The 15768-nt window shown below is 44.6% G+C and carries 17 protein-coding genes; 8 read left to right on the top strand and 9 right to left on the bottom strand.

Features of this window, described 5'->3' with window-relative positions:
* Positions 1–49: 49 nt before the first annotated feature.
* The 4 genes from QT990_RS12055 to QT990_RS12040 all read right to left on the bottom strand — a co-directional run bounded on the left by QT990_RS12055 (position 50) and on the right by QT990_RS12040 (position 1895).
* Positions 50–385: a XisI protein gene (locus QT990_RS12055; protein WP_333142547.1), complete on the bottom strand. Its 336-nt coding sequence runs from the start codon at positions 383–385 to the stop codon at positions 50–52.
* Positions 373–792, bottom strand: a complete 420-nt coding sequence (locus QT990_RS12050; protein WP_333109179.1) for a XisH family protein — start codon at positions 790–792, stop codon at positions 373–375. Before QT990_RS12050 ends, QT990_RS12055 begins: the two co-directional genes overlap by 13 nt.
* 220 nt (positions 793–1012) lie before the next feature.
* The gene (locus QT990_RS12045) at positions 1013–1384 is read right to left on the bottom strand and encodes a DUF2237 domain-containing protein (protein WP_333109180.1); all 372 of its coding nucleotides are present in this window, start codon (positions 1382–1384) and stop codon (positions 1013–1015) included.
* A gap of 49 nt (positions 1385–1433) precedes the next feature.
* Positions 1434–1895, bottom strand: coding sequence for a GNAT family N-acetyltransferase (locus QT990_RS12040; RefSeq protein ID WP_333142548.1), 462 nt, complete (start codon positions 1893–1895; stop codon positions 1434–1436).
* 322 nt (positions 1896–2217) lie between these two features.
* Between QT990_RS12040 and QT990_RS12035 the strand changes: the two genes are divergently transcribed.
* From QT990_RS12035 to QT990_RS12010, 6 genes are all read left to right on the top strand, one after another.
* Positions 2218–2799 carry a TetR/AcrR family transcriptional regulator gene (locus tag QT990_RS12035; RefSeq protein ID WP_333142549.1) on the top strand — a complete coding sequence of 194 codons (582 nt, stop codon included), beginning with the start codon at positions 2218–2220 and terminating at the stop codon, positions 2797–2799.
* 9 nt (positions 2800–2808) lie between these two features.
* The gene (locus QT990_RS12030; protein WP_333142550.1) at positions 2809–4314 is read left to right on the top strand and encodes an efflux RND transporter periplasmic adaptor subunit; all 1506 of its coding nucleotides are present in this window, start codon (positions 2809–2811) and stop codon (positions 4312–4314) included.
* A 34-nt stretch (positions 4315–4348) separates the two neighbouring features.
* The gene (locus tag QT990_RS12025; RefSeq protein ID WP_333142551.1) at positions 4349–4981 is read left to right on the top strand and encodes a Vat family streptogramin A O-acetyltransferase; all 633 of its coding nucleotides are present in this window, start codon (positions 4349–4351) and stop codon (positions 4979–4981) included.
* A 46-nt stretch (positions 4982–5027) separates the two neighbouring features.
* On the top strand, positions 5028–5363 hold the full coding sequence (locus QT990_RS12020) for a DUF2834 domain-containing protein (RefSeq protein WP_333142552.1): 336 nt from the start codon (positions 5028–5030) through the stop codon (positions 5361–5363).
* Positions 5364–5404: 41 nt separating this feature from the next.
* Complete coding sequence (devC, locus tag QT990_RS12015) at positions 5405–6559, top strand: ABC transporter permease DevC (RefSeq protein WP_333142553.1); 1155 nt, start codon at positions 5405–5407, stop codon at positions 6557–6559.
* A 223-nt stretch (positions 6560–6782) separates the two neighbouring features.
* Positions 6783–7520, top strand: coding sequence for a DevA family ABC transporter ATP-binding protein (locus QT990_RS12010; RefSeq protein WP_333142555.1), 738 nt, complete (start codon positions 6783–6785; stop codon positions 7518–7520).
* On the opposite strand, the gene QT990_RS12005 is transcribed toward QT990_RS12010, so the two are convergent.
* Complete coding sequence (locus QT990_RS12005; RefSeq protein WP_333142556.1) at positions 7510–8757, bottom strand: methionine gamma-lyase family protein; 1248 nt, start codon at positions 8755–8757, stop codon at positions 7510–7512. The two genes, QT990_RS12010 and QT990_RS12005, sit on opposite strands and share 11 nt — an antisense overlap.
* An 80-nt stretch (positions 8758–8837) precedes the next feature.
* On the opposite strand from QT990_RS12005, the gene QT990_RS12000 reads away from it, so the two are divergent.
* Together QT990_RS12000 and QT990_RS11995 are read left to right on the top strand one after the other, a co-directional pair.
* Complete coding sequence (locus tag QT990_RS12000) at positions 8838–9650, top strand: acyl-CoA desaturase (protein ID WP_333142557.1); 813 nt, start codon at positions 8838–8840, stop codon at positions 9648–9650.
* Positions 9651–10007: 357 nt separating this feature from the next.
* Positions 10008–10826 carry a fatty acid desaturase gene (locus QT990_RS11995; RefSeq protein WP_333465279.1) on the top strand — a complete coding sequence of 273 codons (819 nt, stop codon included), beginning with the start codon at positions 10008–10010 and terminating at the stop codon, positions 10824–10826.
* 142 nt (positions 10827–10968) lie between these two features.
* Here QT990_RS11995 and QT990_RS11990 read toward each other — a convergent pair whose 3' ends face one another.
* The 4 genes from QT990_RS11990 to QT990_RS11975 form a co-directional block, all read right to left on the bottom strand.
* Entirely contained in the window at positions 10969–11814 is an 846-nt protein-coding gene (locus QT990_RS11990) for an ABC transporter permease (RefSeq protein ID WP_333142559.1), read from the bottom strand.
* Between the two features lie 118 nt (positions 11815–11932).
* Positions 11933–12844, bottom strand: coding sequence for an ABC transporter permease (locus tag QT990_RS11985; protein ID WP_333142560.1), 912 nt, complete (start codon positions 12842–12844; stop codon positions 11933–11935).
* A gap of 231 nt (positions 12845–13075) precedes the next feature.
* Positions 13076–14206, bottom strand: coding sequence for a spermidine/putrescine ABC transporter substrate-binding protein (locus QT990_RS11980; protein WP_333142561.1), 1131 nt, complete (start codon positions 14204–14206; stop codon positions 13076–13078).
* 186 nt (positions 14207–14392) lie between these two features.
* The gene (locus QT990_RS11975) at positions 14393–15523 is read right to left on the bottom strand and encodes an ABC transporter ATP-binding protein (RefSeq protein ID WP_333142562.1); all 1131 of its coding nucleotides are present in this window, start codon (positions 15521–15523) and stop codon (positions 14393–14395) included.
* Between the last annotated feature and the right edge of the window lie 245 nt (positions 15524–15768).

The raw sequence follows: 15768 nt of genomic DNA, 5'->3' as shown, positions 1-15768 counted from the left end.
CGATCGCACTTAAATACTTACGTTACGATTGAAGGCGCCTTTTATATTACTATGCAACTCCAAAGCCTGTATGTTCCCGTGCATAAGTTGGCTGAAGTCCTAGCACAATATCCTCTTTGGGTACTCCCATTTCTACCAATTCCTCAGCAATCTGCCTGTCAGTTTGATTTCGCTGAATCCAGATTTTGCCATTTTTAATATCCAAATGAAACACACAGTTATACACGCGGCGGTGTCCGTCCCATCCTAAATCGACGGCTAGATAGCGATCTTTTTCTTTATCAAAAATTGTTTCTACCTCAATTTCTCCGTTAATTGGTGCTATCTTGCTATCTTCAATGAGGAGTTTTTGAATGCACTGACGGTAATGCTCTAGTCGATCCATTTGACTATTGCCTCCTGAACAGGGTTATACACAATAAGCTTGACTTGGTGTTGTCGAACCGACGCTTGAGGTAACTCCCGACTGAAAAAAGATTCGTAAGTCGCGATGGGAACTGCCAAATATAAAGTGCGATCTGGTTCGAGCTTTTCTAAGACTAAACGGTAATTTAAAAATTGTCCCAACGCAGTATGAAAATCAGAGAGAGCTGAAGCGCTTAAAAAACTCTTGACTTCTACTGCAATTTTTTTTCCTGATTTTTCCGCACCGATGAGTCGTTCAGCTCCCAAATCGATTTCGACTCTCTCATTCTCTGCAAATTCTAGCCTGAGAGGATCGTGAGTAACCACCCACTCAGATTTTTCAAGACCTCGCTTCACAGCATTATGAAATAGATCCTTAGCTGACACTGGTTATACCTCACCTCTAAACCTATTTTAACTGATTGGAGTCAACTTGTAGGGTGGGTCAGTGAAAAACGCCTGAAGTATTGAAAAAATAACGCCAACTGACGCACCCTACAGTTTGTATAAGAGCGCGATCGCCCGTTAGCGAAAGCGTTGCGATCCGAAGGAAAGCCCGCCCCTACGGGGGCTACGCCAACGAAGAGGATCGCACACCAACATCCTCCTACAAATCAGCAGCGTGCTGCTTCAATTCATCCAAAGAAACGTATTCCAAAGTCAAGGCGTGAGTGGCGGCCAAAACCACAGGCGGCGCAACTCCTGCATCCATTGCTTCCTTCCACCGAGAAGCGCACAAACACCAGCAATCCCCAGGCTTCAAACCGGGGAAATTAAATTCGGGAACCGGAGTGCTCAAATCATTTCCATTCGACTTAGTGAATTGCAAAAACTCTTCTGTCAGTTGAGCACAAACAGTGTGAGCCCCAAAGTCGCCACCACCTGTATTGCATTTGCCGTCCCGATAATATCCTGTCATTGGCGAAGTGCAGCAATTCTCTAACTTTCCGCCCAGCACATTTGTAGCTTCCGTCACCATCGCAACTCCTGAGTAAAACTCTTCGATCTAATTTTACACAAATCGTTGTTTATATATTTTTTTCCATCGCAAAGTTGATGAATTTTTGTCCTCTGCGTTCTACTTCTTGTTTTGTAATCACAATAAATCCCTGGGTTTCAAAAAAAGGTCGAGCTGTAATGCTGGCTTCGGTAAATAACTTGTTAATTCCTAAGTCTTTGGCTTTTGACTCAATTTGTTTTAAAATTAGCCTGCCAACTCCTTGTCTTTGAAAATCTTGATGACAGTAAAAGCGATCGATATGGCCGCTTGCTTCTAATTCCCCAAAACCTGCAATTTTCTCACCCTCTTCTGCTACGAAAGTAAATTTAATGCTTAAACTTTTAGTCCAACGTTCGATATCCATATCTGCTGGCGCCCAAGCATCTACTTGTGCTTGTGTGTAATCGCGGATGTTTACTTCGTGTACGGTGTCGTAAAACAGTTTTACAATTTGTTGGGTATCACCGATTTCGTAGGTTCGTACTCTCATAAATTTTCTCACTGCGATCGCTTCTTTTATATTAATTTGGGATTTTTAACCGCTTCGCAACACGGAGGGATGTTGGCTTCTACCATTTTGTCTCATTTCTTGCAGGGCGATCGGCAAAAAATTTCTCTCCCACCCCTTGACAAACTCTCTTACTCTGTGTTGTAGTAAATATAACGATTGTTCGATATAAATATCGACCCGTTCACCGACAGCAAAAAATCAATTGTGTAGTCGCTTATACTATATCGACCGTTCGATATAGGATTATCGAACCAATAAATTTTAGACTTTAGGTAATCTAAAATCTAAAATCTATTCACCCATGCCAAAAATAGTTGACCGCGATCGATACCGTAAAGAACTACTAAACAAATGCTTTGACATATTTGCCGAAAAAGGTTACTCATCAGTAACTATGCGGGAAATTGGGTCAGAAATCGGAGTTTCTACAGGAACCCTTTATCACTACTTCCCGAGTAAAGAAAGTTTGTTCGAGCAGTTAATTGAATACTTGAGCTATGAAGATACAAAAGAAGAAGCAATTTCCGAACTGGGAAATCCGCCAACTTTAGCAGAAAAACTTGAAAAACTGATGGATTACTTCAGCAAAAATGAAGATTACATCCTGAAAAGTCTGTTAATGATATTTGAGTTTTGCCAACAAAAAACTCGTCAAGAGATTGAGAGCAATCAAGCACTTCAGGAATCGGGAAAGCGTTACGAAGAGGCACTCAGTTGCTACTTAGGTATCTCCGATCCAGCAATCGCTAGATTTATTATCTGTTATGGTGACGGTTTGCTGGTAAGAAGGTTTTATCAAGGTGAAAGAATATCTGTTGCAGAACAATGGACTTTATTAAAAGAGATGTTGCTCGCTTATTTAGACAAAAATAGCTGCAAGTAGAGGACAAGTATGAATTTTCAATCTTGGATAGAACCTAAAAATAGATTAGTAATCGGAATGGCAATTGCTGCCAGCATCATTACCAGCGGTACAGCTTTTTACGGGATTTCTCAGTTTGCACCGTTGGCTAAAAATACGGAACCTTTGCCAGCAGAAATACCACCACCGAGGAAAATAACGGCATTAGGAAGATTGGAACCGCAAGGAGAAGTGGTTCGCTTGGGAGTATCGCAAACTTTAGATGGCGATCGCATTTCCCAGCTTTTAGTCAAAGAGGGCGATCGAGTCAAAGCAGGACAACTAATCGCGATTTTGGATGCGCGCGATCGGCTGCAATCTGTTTTAGATGAAACTCAAGAAAAAGTCAAAGTTGCTCAAGCCCGTTTAGCACAAGTAAAAGCTGGTGCAAAGTCGGGAGAACTTGCAGCACAATCTGCCACAATTGGCAAGCTAGAAGCGGAACTGCAAGGCAACAAAACTGCACAACAAGCAACAGTCGATCGCCTGCAAGCACAATGGCAAGGCGACAGAATCGCACAGCAGGCAACTATCAGCCGAATCACGGCTCAGTGGCAAGGGGAGAGGAAAGCACAACAGGCAACAATTAGCCGCATAGCGGCACAATGGCAAGGAGAAAAAACAGCACAAATAGCAGCGATCGACAAATTGCAAGCCGAGTTTAATAATGCTAAAACTGAAGATTCCCGACATCAGCAACTCGCGGGTGAAGGTGCAATTTCTCAATCCGTAAGAGATACTAAGCGGCTGGCATTAGAAACAAGTCGCCAGCAAATTAAAGAAGCACAAGCTAATCTCAGCCGAATCAATAATACGGCAAAGCAGCAACTTGAAGAAGCAGAAGCAAACCTGGATCGAATTAACAATACAGCCAAACAGCAACTTAACGAAGCAGAAGCAAACCTAACTCGAATTAACAGTACATCAATCCAGCAGCTTAACGAAGCTCAAGCAACACTCAAGCGCCTTCAAGAAACTGGCATCGAACAACTAGAAGAAGCTCAAGCAACTCTTGACAAAATAGCCGAAGTCCGCCCCGTGGACGTGCAAGCAGCCGAAGCTGAGATCGAAAGTGCGATCGCCCAAGTGAAGCGCGCCCAAACCGAGTTAAATCAAGCTTCCATCCGCGCGCCCAATGCTGGAAAAATCCTGAAAATTCATACTCGTGCTGGGGAAAAAATCAGCGATGACGGCATTACAGACTTAGGAAAAACTGACCAAATGGTAGTCGTTGCAGAAATTTATCAAACCGACATCAGCAAAATTAAGCTAGGACAAAAAGCAGCGGTTATTAGCCAAGCATTCTCAGGAGAGTTGCAGGGAACTGTCAAAGAGATTGCGTTAAAAGTAAGTAAACAAAATGTGTTTAGTAACCAACCGGGAGAAAACTTGGACAGCCGAGTAGTGGAAGTAAAAATTCACCTGAATCCTGAAGCTAGCAAACAAGTTGCGGGATTGACCAATTTGCAGGTACAAGTAGCAATTAAACAAAACTAAAGTCTTTACTAAAAACCTTGGAGGATTGAAAGTTATGGTAGAATTTGGCCCCGATCCGAACCGACCTTATCCGATGGCAGACCAGCGCAGGGTTTGCTTTATCAAAAACTTCATAAAATCCCCCAATATTATCGTCGGCGATTACTCATATTATGACGATCCAATCGAGCCAGAAAACTTTGAAAAAAATGTACTTTACAATTACGGAAGTGACAAATTAATTATTGGTAAATTTTGTGCGATCGCCACTAACGTCAAATTCATTATGAGCGGTGCAAATCACAAATTAGACGGCATTTCTACCTATCCTTTTCCCGTCTTTGGGAATGGTTGGGAAACAGCCATGAATCTATTAATCGAACTGCCAAGTAAAGGCGATACTGCGATCGGTAATGACGTTTGGATCGGCTATGAGTCGGTGATTATGCCGGGAGTCAAAATCGGCGACGGTGCAATCGTTGCCGCCAAAGCAGTTGTAGTAAAAGATGTTCCCGCTTACACCATTGTCGGTGGAAACCCCGCACGTTCAATCAAACAGCGTTTCAGCGATGCTGAAGTTGCACAACTATTAGAAATTCGGTGGTGGGATTGGGAAATTGACAAGATTTCTCGCAACATTAACTTAATTATGCAATCTGATATTAAAGCGCTCAGTAATGCTGAGTAAACTCGCAAATATAGCGATTTACAATTAACAAACTGGAGGTTTCCCAATGCTTCAAATTGCATACTTAGTTCTCTGTATTCTGGGCACTGCTTTACCGTATTCCCAGTTTGTCCCGTTTCTCTTAGAAAAAGGGTTGAATATTAACGCTTTCTTCGGACAATTGTTTGCAAATCAAATTTCCGGCTTTTTTGGCATGGATGTAATCGTCTCTTCCGTGGTTTTTTGGTTTTTTGTATTTAGCGAAGGTTCGCGTCTGAAAATGAAAAACTTGGGGATTTATATTGCCACTAACTTACTGGTTGGTGTTTCCCTGGGTTTGCCTTTATTTCTTCTAATGCGGCAACGCAAACTTGAAGAAACAGCTTTAAATAACCAACAATAAATTCCCAATTCACAATTCCCATTTCCCAATTCCCAAAACTTATGTTTCGCAAAACACCCCTTGCGTGGTTGCAAGTAACTAGAGAAAAAACCCGCCTCGCTGTTGCTATAGCAGGAATTGCCTTTGCAGATATTCTGATTTTTGTGCAACTGGGATTTCAAGATGCACTATTCGATTCTGCCGTTAAGCCGCACCTAAGTTTACAGACAGATTTAGTTTTAATCAATCCTCAATTTGAAACTTTTGCTGCGGTAAAAGATTTTAACCGAGAGCGACTTTACCAAGCACAAGGAGTAGAAGGAGTAAAATCCGTTACTTCCTTATATATTGGTATGGGACAGTGGCGAAATCCCACAACCCGCACTACTCGATCGATTTTAATTTTTGGAATCGACCCCGGCAACATAACATTTAATTTGCCTGATGTCAATCAAAAATTACCTCAAATTCAAATGTTTAATCATGTGTTGTTTGACCAATCTTCTCGACCTGAATACGGCGAGATTGCCAATATTTTTCACAAACAATCTACCCTCGAAACAGAACTCAATAAACGCAATATTCAAGTAGGAGGAGTCTTTACTCTCGGTACTTCCTTCGTGGCTGACGGCAATGTCATTGCCAGCGATTCTACCTTCATGAACTTATTTCCCGATCGCACACCCGATCAAGTTGATGTCGGCTTAATCAACCTACAACCCGATGCCGATGTCAAAAAAACCCAGTCAATGCTCAAAGCTATATTGCCCGATGATGTCAAAGTTTTAACCCTAGCAGAATTTGCAGAAATTGAAAAAGCTTATTGGGCAAATGCTACTCCGATCGGCTTTATTTTCGGATTCGGTACAATTATCGGATTCGTTGTTGGTCTGATTATTGTTTACCAAATTCTTTACTCTGACGTTTCCGATCACCTAGCGGAATATGCGACTTTAAAAGCAATGGGATATAGCGATCGCTATTTAGTCGGAGTTTTAATTCAGGAAGCTCTGCTATTAGCTGTATTAGGTTTTATGCCGGGACTTGTTTTAGCCAACGGACTGTATTCGCTAGCACAATCTGCCACTTTACTGCCAATTTCTATGACCACAAATCGAGCGGTTGTAGTGTTAAGTTTGACGATCGTGATGTGTACTGGTTCCGGCGCCCTCGCCCTCCGCAAACTCCAATCAGCCGACCCCGCAGACATATTCTAATCTGCGTTCATCAGCGTCAATCTGCCTGCATCGGTCGGTCAAACTGATATTTTTAAGAACAGGCAAGATGCCTGTTCCACACAACTGATATTTTTAAGAACAGGCAAGATGCCTGTTCCACACAACTGATATTTTCTTGTGGGGTGGGCTTCTAGCCCGCCCATAAAAAGCTTCTTGATAATAGTGCAATATGTCATGTCAAAAAAAACTCCCGAAAATCACCATGCAAACCCTAAATTTTCCCGCTAACCCAACTACCGCAACCGAACCAGTAATTTCAGTCCAAAACCTCAACCATTACTTCGGTCAAGGCTCTCTCAAAAAACAAGCCTTATTTGACATAAATCTCGACATTAACCCCGGAGAAATAGTCATTATGACGGGACCCTCTGGTTCCGGCAAAACAACTTTATTGACAATGTTAGGCGGGCTGCGTTCTGCTCAAGAAGGCAGTCTCAAAATTCTTGGGCAAGAAATACACGGAGCTAGCAAAACTCAGTTAACTAAACTCAGAAAGCAAATTGGCTATATTTTTCAAGCACATAACTTGATGACATTCTTGACAGCCAAGCAAAACGTGCGAATGTCTTTGGAACTGCACAAAGAAATGCTAAATCAGAATATGGATGCTTTGTCAATAGCAATGTTAGAAGCAGTTGGTTTGGGAGAGCGGGCTAATTATTACCCCGAAAATTTGTCGGGAGGGCAAAAACAAAGAGTTGCGATCGCCCGCGCGTTAGTTAGCCGCCCTAAAATAGTTTTAGCGGACGAACCAACCGCCGCTTTAGACAAAAAATCCGGGCGAGATGTCGTAGAAATTATGCAAAAACTAGCAAAAGAACAAGGCTGCACGATTTTGCTAGTAACGCACGATAACCGCATTCTCGATATTGCCGATCGAATTATCTACATGGAAGACGGTCGTTTGGCAACAAATCCGAGTCTGGTAATTAGTGATTAGTCACTTTATTTGCTGGGCCCACAGCCTCGATCGCATCCTCCAAGGCGATAGATACATGAGTCCAATTAGTCCCCCCCTGACAAAAAGCCACGTAAGGCTCCCGCAGAGGCCCGTCAGCCGAAAATTCCGACGTACTCCCATCAATAAAAGTACCCCCAGCCATCACTAACTGACTTTCATACCCGTGCATCGGAGCAGGCACCGGATCTAAATAGGAACCGACGGGGGAATTTTGCTGAACAGCCCGACAAAAAGCAATTAACTTATCAGCAGAACCGAATTCGATCGCCTGAATCACATCTCGTCTTCTAGCCAAAGGCATAGGATTCACTCGATAACCCAACTTATAAAAAACATAAGCCGTCAAATGATTTCCCTTCATCGCCTCCCCCACAAAACCGGGAGCCATAAACAAACCCTGAAACAGCAACCGATTCAAATCAAAAGTTGCGCCGCCACTGCTGCCGATTCCCGGCGCCGTCAAGCGACAAGTTGCCGCCTCCACTAAATCAGCCCTCCCAGCGACGTAACCTCCAGCAGGGACGATCGTACCCCCCGGATTTTTGATTAAAGAACCAGCCATCAGATCCGCACCCACAGCAGTAGGTTCGCAATCATCAACAAACTCCCCGTAACAATTATCAACAAAGCAAATTGTGCTAGGATTCTGATGTTTGACTATGGCGACGATTTTTTCAATCTCAGAAATAGACAAACTCGACCGCCAAGAATAGCCGCAAGAGCGCTGGATAAAAACCAGGCGAGTCTTTGCTGAAATAGTAGAGCTCAATGCCTGCCAATCCAAACTTCCTTCGCGAGTTAGAGGCAACTCACGGTAACTAATGCCAAACTCAACAAGTGAACCTTGACCTTGCCCCCGCAAGCCGATCACTTCTTCTAAAGTATCGTAGGGAGAACCAGCCACTGCCAACATTTCGTCACCAGGACGCAGGATGCCAAAAAGAGCACAGGCGATCGCGTGAGTACCCGAAACAAACTGTACCCGGACAGCCGCGGCCTGGGCCCCTACCACTTCGGCAAATAACCCGTCCAAAGTCTCCCGACCCAAATCATCGTGGCCGTAACCCGTAACCCCTGCAAAATGGTGGACTCCAACCCGGTGGCTGCGAAAAGCTTTTAAGACTCGTTGAAGATTTTGCTTGACTGTAGTGTCAATACCAGAAAAAATCTGAAAGAGTGCCTGTTCTGCTTCCTGTAGCCGTGAAACGCTATTCATCTATACCTCGCTCACCCTTTGCGTGCGCGCTGTCCATTATGGCGTAGATGCGGCCCCTAGTTTGTAAACATAATATATTCATGACGATTGCAACTTCCAAAAAAACTTCTCCTGATTGGCCTGTCGTAGGCTTTATGGCCTTTCTGCACATCGGTGCTTTATTTGCTTTGCTGCCGGGTAATTTTAGCTGGTCTGCTGTCGGGCTAGCAGTATTCCTGCATTGGGTAACAGGTGGTTTAGGAATTACTCTCGGATTTCACCGCCTCGTCACCCACCGTAGTTTTCAAACACCGAAATGGCTAGAGTATTTTCTAGTTATTTGCGGTACCCTTTCCTGTGAAGGTGGTCCGATCGACTGGGTAGGAATGCACCGGTTACACCACATACATTCCGACACCGAAACAGATCCCCACGATTCCAATCAAGGCTTCTGGTGGAGCCACATGGGCTGGATGCTCTCGGATCTCCCGATCAGAGTGGAAATCCCCCGCTTTACTAAAGACATCGGCGACGACCCAGTATACAAGTTTCTCCAAGCATATTTTATCCCCATCCAAGTTGTCTTCGGTGTGTTGCTTTATTTATTAGGCGGCTGGTCTTTCGTGGTTTGGGGTGTGTTTCTGCGGATCGTGGTGGTGTTCCACTGCACTTGGCTGGTTAACAGCGCTACCCACAAATTCGGCTACCGCACCTACGAGTCGGGCGATCGATCGACCAACTGCTGGTGGGTGGCTCTGCTTACCTACGGCGAAGGCTGGCACAACAACCACCACGCCTTTCAATACTCGGCTCGCCACGGTCTCCAATGGTGGGAAATCGACTTCACCTGGATGACAATTCAATTGCTGCAATCGCTGGGTTTGGCAACCAAAGTGAAATTAGCCGAAAAATAGCCATCGGCAATTAGTCATTGGTTGTAGGTCATCAGTTCTGGACTAATGGCTGGTGACCAATGCCTCATCCTGTTTTTGCGATGGTAGAGGTTGGGTTGAACAGAGATCGACTCCCCTGGTGCGATCGACCCAACCAAAACCAGAATCAGTTATAATATAATCGGGAACAAAAAATTTTGTTTGGCAGCCAAATTTTTTATTTTCAAAATACAACCGTAAATCTTTTTCAATCCTAATCCCAAATCTATCATTGATTCTTTATTAGTTTGGGCAAGAGTGCAGCAAAAAAGTTCACTGCTCAATCCCAACTATTATGCGTGAATCTAGCTCGGCATCTCATCAGAAATCAAAAAGAGAATGACAATTGCAACGCAAGAAAAACTCCAATACAATTGGAAGCACGTTATTAGTTTAGCAGGACTTCATATCGGTGCTTTGTTCGCACTGCTACCCAGTAACTTCAATTGGACAGCAGTTGGTGTAACAGTATTCATGCACTGGATAACTGGCGGTTTGGGAATAACTCTCGGATGGCATCGTATGCTCACCCACCGCAGTTTTCAGACACCAAAATTCGTAGAATATTTTCTAGCATTTTGCGGAGCCCTTGCCTGTCAAGGAGGAATAATTGATTGGGTTGGGCTGCACCGATTGCACCACACCAACTCTGACCAAAATGCGCTCGACCCTCACAATGCCCAAAAGGGTTTTTGGTGGAGTCACATCGGCTGGATGCTATATAAAGGTCCAGCTCACGCTGAAATTGCCCGCTGCACAAAAGACATTTCGAGCGATCCATTTTACCAATTTTTGCAAAACTACTTTCTCCCGATGCAAATCGTCTTTGGCGTCTTGCTTTACTTAGCAGCAGGCTGGCCGTTTGTAGTGTGGGTAATTTTTGTACGCTTAGTTTTGGTGTATCACTGCACCTGGTTTGTTAACAGCGCCACTCACAAATTTGGCTACCGCACCTACGAAACAAACGATAGTTCTACTAACTGTTGGTGGGTGGCTGTCCTGACTTACGGCGAAGGCTGGCACAACAACCACCATGCTTATCAATACTCTGCGCGTCACGGGATGGAAAAGTGGGAAATTGACTTCACTTGGATGACAATTCAAGTTTTGGAAGCACTAGGTTTGGCTACTAAGGTGAAATTACCAGCAGCAAAATAGCAGCAATTCAGTCCTTGACGCAGAACCTCTATAGGGTTTGTACTTCGCACCTTACCGCTTCAAAAACCCGGTTTCTTTAAGAAACCGGGTTTTTTGATGACTAATAACCAATCACCAATGACTAATGACTAATGACTAATGACTAATGAACCCGTTTTTGCTCGCCCCGACCGCGCAAATATTCCGCTAAAAATGCCAATCCTCCCGAACCTACTATCAACAGCACGCTGAGAGCATTAATATCAGGTTTTACCCCAGTCCGAATCCGGCTAAAAATTTCCATCGGCAGAGTTGTAGTCCCGCTACCTGCGGTAAAACTCGCAATCAAAAAATCGTCCATGCTGAGGACAAAAGACAGCAGACAACCCGAAACAATTCCGGGTATTAATTGAGGGAGCAAAACCTGAATAAAAGCTTCAACAGGCGTTGCACCTAAATCCAAGGCAGCCTCTTCTAAATACGGGTTTAAATCTGCCAATCTAGTAGAAACAGCTAGAGCGATGTAAGCCAGACAAAACACAACGTGAGCGGCGACAATTGTCCACAAACTCAGAGGAATAGCCAGCGCCGCTAAAAATACCAGAGTAGCAACTGCGGTCGCAATATCTGGAATAATAATCGGCAAGTAGGAAACTCCCTGATATAAATTCTTGCCAGGAAAGCGGTAGCGGGCTAAACCAACTGCCATCAAAGTGCCTAGTACAGCCGAGATTGCAACTGCACAAACAGCCACTGTTAAACTGTTTCTCAGGGCAACTAAAATCCGCGTATCGCTAAATAATTTAACGTACCAATCTAAAGTAAATCCTTCCCAACCTGCGCTAAAACGCGATTTGTTAAAGCTGTAAAAGGTGAGTACCAGGATGGGCAGGTACATATAAAAAAACATCACAACGGCAAATATCACCTGCCAAGAAATCTTAAATTTAGGTTTTAAGTACATATCGGGTTGTATTTCCTCCTGTGGATTTTCGGGGGTATTTTCCATTTCTCGGTAATCGGTAATCGGTAATTGGTAATTTGTAAGAGATTAGGATTGTTTTCTTCCTTCTTCCTTCTTCCTTCTTCCTTCTTCCTTCTTCCTTCTTCCTTCTTCCTTCAACATCCTAAATTGTATTACGATCGCCATATTTGAGCAAAAGGGCAATTCCGATACTCACTGCAAAGATTAATACCATACTCAGAGCCGAACCCAGACCCCAATTTTGAGTCGCCCCCAAAAACTGATTGTAAATTAAACGAGCCGCCGTCATGCTCGAAGCTCCACCGAGCAACTCTGGATCGACAAAATCGCCCAAACTGCTAATAAATACTAGCAAAGAACCCGCAGCAATTCCCGGCATCGTCTGAGGTACTGTCACTTTCCAGAAAGTTTCCACTGGATTCGCGCCCAAATCCTGAGATGCTTCTAGCAACCTGCGGTCTAACTTTTCCAAAGAAGCGTAGAGAATTGTCACAATATAAGGTAAATAGCTGTAAGCCATGCCGATTAAAACTGCGGAACTTTGATTAAGCAATTCTAGAGGAGGAATGCCTACAAGTGCCAGCAGCGAGTTGAGAACGCCCGTAGGACGCAGAATTGTAATCCAAGCATACGATCGCAACAGCGAAGAAGTCCACAGCGGCAACACAAAGCCTAACAAAGTTAAATTCCGCCACTTTTTCGACACATTGAGGGCGATCCAGTAAGCCACAGGAAATCCCAGCAGCAAACACAGAATAGTAGTCCCCGTTGCGAAAAAGAGCGATCGACCAATCACCTGCAAATTCAGCGGCTCAAACACTCGCAGGTAATTGCCGATTCCCGAAGGATTCACCAAATCTCCAGGTTTAATATTCGGCACCAAACTAAGCTGAAAAATCACCAAAGTTGGTATGACTAATAATAAAAGCAGCAACAAGCCAGAAGGGCCTAGCAATGCCAGTGGCCCAGCCCACGCCGACCACGGGGAAACAGTTTCAGCCTTCAAAGAAGAATTGGGAGGAATAGGAGGGGGAGTTCTAGTTGAAACAGCCATAAATAAATAGTGTTGAGTTTTGAGTTTTGATTTGTAGGGGCGGGTTTCACCAACAACAATCTATGCGTAAAATAAACAATCTTCTAAACCCGCCCCCACCCCACGGTAAATCGAAATGTAATGTAGGGGCGGGTTTCACCAACAATCTATGCCTAAAATAAACAATCTCATAAACCCGCCCCCACCCCACGGTAAATCGAAATCCACATGAAATTTATGGCAAAAATAAGATTAGCCGCTGGTTAATTTAGTCCAATAGCGATCGTACACGTCTATAAATTTTCCTACCGGAGCAACACCTTCGCAATTTTTCAAAGTTGCCTCCGAAGGGAAAAGAATTTCATTTTCGCGGACTTCCGGCGTCAGCAAACTAAAAGCATCTTCCGAAGGAGTTGAGAAACTGAGCCGTTCTACTAAAGAAGCAGCGACATCCGCTTGCAGCATAAAGTTAATCCACTTATAAGCTGCTTCGGGATTGGGAGCACCTTTAGGAATTACTAAAGTGTCAGTCCACAGAGAAGAACCGCTTTTTGGCACAACATAGCGCAATTTGTCATTATCTGGGATTACCTCATTAGCATCAGAAGAATAACACATAGCTACCTTCAAATCCCCCGTCAGCATTTGCGGCCGCCAAGCATCAGTGGTAAAAGATGCGATCGCCGGTTTGAGTTCCACCAACTTTTCGTAAGCTTGTTTCACTTGCTCTTGGTTCGTAGAATTGAGAGAATAGCCCAACATCCGCAACGCAGCGCCCATCACTTCTCGAACATCATTTGCCAGCGTCATTCGCCTTGCTAACTCCTGTTTGTGCTGCCACAAATACTCCCAATCTTCAGGAGCTTCTTTGAGCTGTTCGCTGTTGTAAATTAAGCCTGTGGTTCCCCAACTCAAAGGGACGCTGTAGCGGTTTCCTGGGTCATAAACAGGGTTTTGGAACTGTTTTTTTAGTCGATCGAGTCCGCCCAAAATCGAGTGGTCTAATTGGCTCAACAGCCCCAGTTCCGTCATCTGAATCACCATGTAGTCAGACGGGTAAATGATGCTGTAGGCGCGGCCACCGCCAGCTTGAACCCTAGCCAGCATCGCCTCATTGGAGTCAAATACGTCTGCAACCACGCGAATGCCTGTTTTTTCGGCAAAGCGATCGAGCAAAGCGTTATCGGTATAGCCTGCCCAAGTATAGATGAAAAGTTGGTCGGCATCACCTTTGACGGGAGGAGCAGATTGTACGTCTGCAAGTCGCCAGCCGCAACTCGAAACAGCTAACCCGGAAATTGTCGCCGCCGAATTTTTTAGGAACTGACGGCGTGTAGAATTAGCCGGGAAAATCCTGGAAATTGGTAAGTTAGTCGGAGGCACAGTTCGATTTTAGATTTTAGATTTTAGATTTTAGATTTGGAGATTGAAGATTGAAGATTAGGGAATTGGTAATTGGGAATTGGGAATTGTCCTATGTTATTTGTTAGGAGAACCCACCACCAACAAATAACCAATGACTAATGACTAATGACTAATGACTAATACCAACTACCAACTGCCAACTGATTAATTCCGATCGGTCAAAGCCAGACAATCAGTAGTTCCCCAGTAAGCGTAAATCGGCGTGTGCGGATCTGGGAAAGAGCCGCCGGTATTTGGCTGGCGCACAGTAATTTTATCGCCCGACGACAACTCAACCACGTAATGAACGTGCGTGCCCATGTACATAGTATTTTTGAGCCGCCCTTCAAAACAGTTGACCGACACTTCCGGCTGGTAGAGATTCAAATATACTTTTTCCGGCCGGACGCTGACCACAACAGAGTCGCCTGTGACACCACTCCACATATCCGACTGCTGAACGATAATTTTCAGATTGGCTGATGTGCGAACTGTGATAGTCGATCGGTCTATCGATTCTACCGTACCCGCAAACAAATTCGTATCGCCAATAAAATCCGCCACAAAAGCCGTCTGGGGACACTCATAAATTTCTTCAGGAGAGCCAATTTGCTCAATCCTGCCCTCGTGCATCACCGCAATCCGGTCAGACAGACTCATCGCCTCTTCTTGGTCGTGAGTCACCATCACAAAAGTCAAACCCAATTCTTGATGTAAATTCGACAGTTCCAACTGCATCTGCTTCCGCAACTTCAAATCCAGAGCACCCAGGGGCTCATCTAGCAGCAAAACCGCCGGTCGATTTACCAGAGCTCTCGCCAAAGCCACCCGCTGCTGCTGGCCGCCCGACATTTGACCGGGAAACCTGTTGGCGAAAGATTCCATTTTCACCAATTGCAAAACTTCCCGTACCCGTTCTTCAATTTCTGCTTTCCCCAGCTTTTTGATCCGCAATCCAAAAGCGATATTGTCCCAGACATTCATGTGTCCGAACAAAGCATAGCTTTGAAACACAGTATTTACCGGACGGCGGTAAGCTGGAGTGTTGGTCATCGACTGGCCGCGAATCATCAATTCGCCCGCCGAGGGAGTCTCGAACCCAGCGATTAAGCGCAGCGTCGTAGTCTTGCCGCAGCCGCTAGGCCCGAGGATGCTAAAAAATTCTCCTTGGCGGATGTTGAGGTCAACTCCACGGACTGCGGTTTCGCCGTTAAATACCTTAAAGACCTTGCGGAGTTCAACGTCAAGCGCTGTATCCGTTGCTGTCGTACCTTGGTTGAGTGCTGTCTGAAACATATTCGCCCTTTCCTGGGGGTAATGCACGCTACTTAAATACAGTTTAAGTTTAGACTTTTCTGTATTTTAGGTGAGGAATGTTGGATGTAACAGGTTTTGGGATTTGTTCTTTAAATTCTATCCCAGAGCGCACCATTGTCAGCAACAGGCGTCAGCAACAGGCTTTTCGGCCTGTTCCACAAAAAAATTTACTCTTTGTGGAACAGGCCGAAAAGCCTGTTCATAAAAGCCTTATTGAGAAGGGT

This window comes from Microcoleus sp. T3_B1 (assembly GCF_036700445.1).
Taxonomy (GTDB): domain Bacteria; phylum Cyanobacteriota; class Cyanobacteriia; order Cyanobacteriales; family Microcoleaceae; genus Microcoleus.
This window is presented reverse-complemented; position numbering and strand designations above follow the sequence as displayed.

Excerpts from the sequence above, each read along its gene's own strand:
- QT990_RS12045 (WP_333109180.1), bottom strand. The coding sequence starts at position 1,384 with ATGGTGACGGAAGCTACAAATGTGCTGGGCGGAAAGTTAGAGAATTGC.
- QT990_RS12010 (WP_333142555.1), top strand. The coding sequence starts at position 6,783 with ATGCAAACCCTAAATTTTCCCGCTAACCCAACTACCGCAACCGAACCA.
- QT990_RS11995 (WP_333465279.1), top strand. The coding sequence starts at position 10,008 with ATGACAATTGCAACGCAAGAAAAACTCCAATACAATTGGAAGCACGTT.
- devC (WP_333142553.1), top strand. The coding sequence starts at position 5,405 with ATGTTTCGCAAAACACCCCTTGCGTGGTTGCAAGTAACTAGAGAAAAA.
- QT990_RS12025 (WP_333142551.1), top strand. The coding sequence starts at position 4,349 with ATGGTAGAATTTGGCCCCGATCCGAACCGACCTTATCCGATGGCAGAC.
- QT990_RS12055 (WP_333142547.1), bottom strand. The coding sequence starts at position 385 with ATGGATCGACTAGAGCATTACCGTCAGTGCATTCAAAAACTCCTCATT.
- QT990_RS12035 (WP_333142549.1), top strand. The coding sequence starts at position 2,218 with ATGCCAAAAATAGTTGACCGCGATCGATACCGTAAAGAACTACTAAAC.
- QT990_RS11990 (WP_333142559.1), bottom strand. The coding sequence starts at position 11,814 with ATGGAAAATACCCCCGAAAATCCACAGGAGGAAATACAACCCGATATG.
- QT990_RS12000 (WP_333142557.1), top strand. The coding sequence starts at position 8,838 with ATGACGATTGCAACTTCCAAAAAAACTTCTCCTGATTGGCCTGTCGTA.
- QT990_RS12005 (WP_333142556.1), bottom strand. The coding sequence starts at position 8,757 with ATGAATAGCGTTTCACGGCTACAGGAAGCAGAACAGGCACTCTTTCAG.
- QT990_RS12020 (WP_333142552.1), top strand. The coding sequence starts at position 5,028 with ATGCTTCAAATTGCATACTTAGTTCTCTGTATTCTGGGCACTGCTTTA.
- QT990_RS12040 (WP_333142548.1), bottom strand. The coding sequence starts at position 1,895 with ATGAGAGTACGAACCTACGAAATCGGTGATACCCAACAAATTGTAAAA.
- QT990_RS11975 (WP_333142562.1), bottom strand. The coding sequence starts at position 15,523 with ATGTTTCAGACAGCACTCAACCAAGGTACGACAGCAACGGATACAGCG.
- QT990_RS12030 (WP_333142550.1), top strand. The coding sequence starts at position 2,809 with ATGAATTTTCAATCTTGGATAGAACCTAAAAATAGATTAGTAATCGGA.
- QT990_RS11985 (WP_333142560.1), bottom strand. The coding sequence starts at position 12,844 with ATGGCTGTTTCAACTAGAACTCCCCCTCCTATTCCTCCCAATTCTTCT.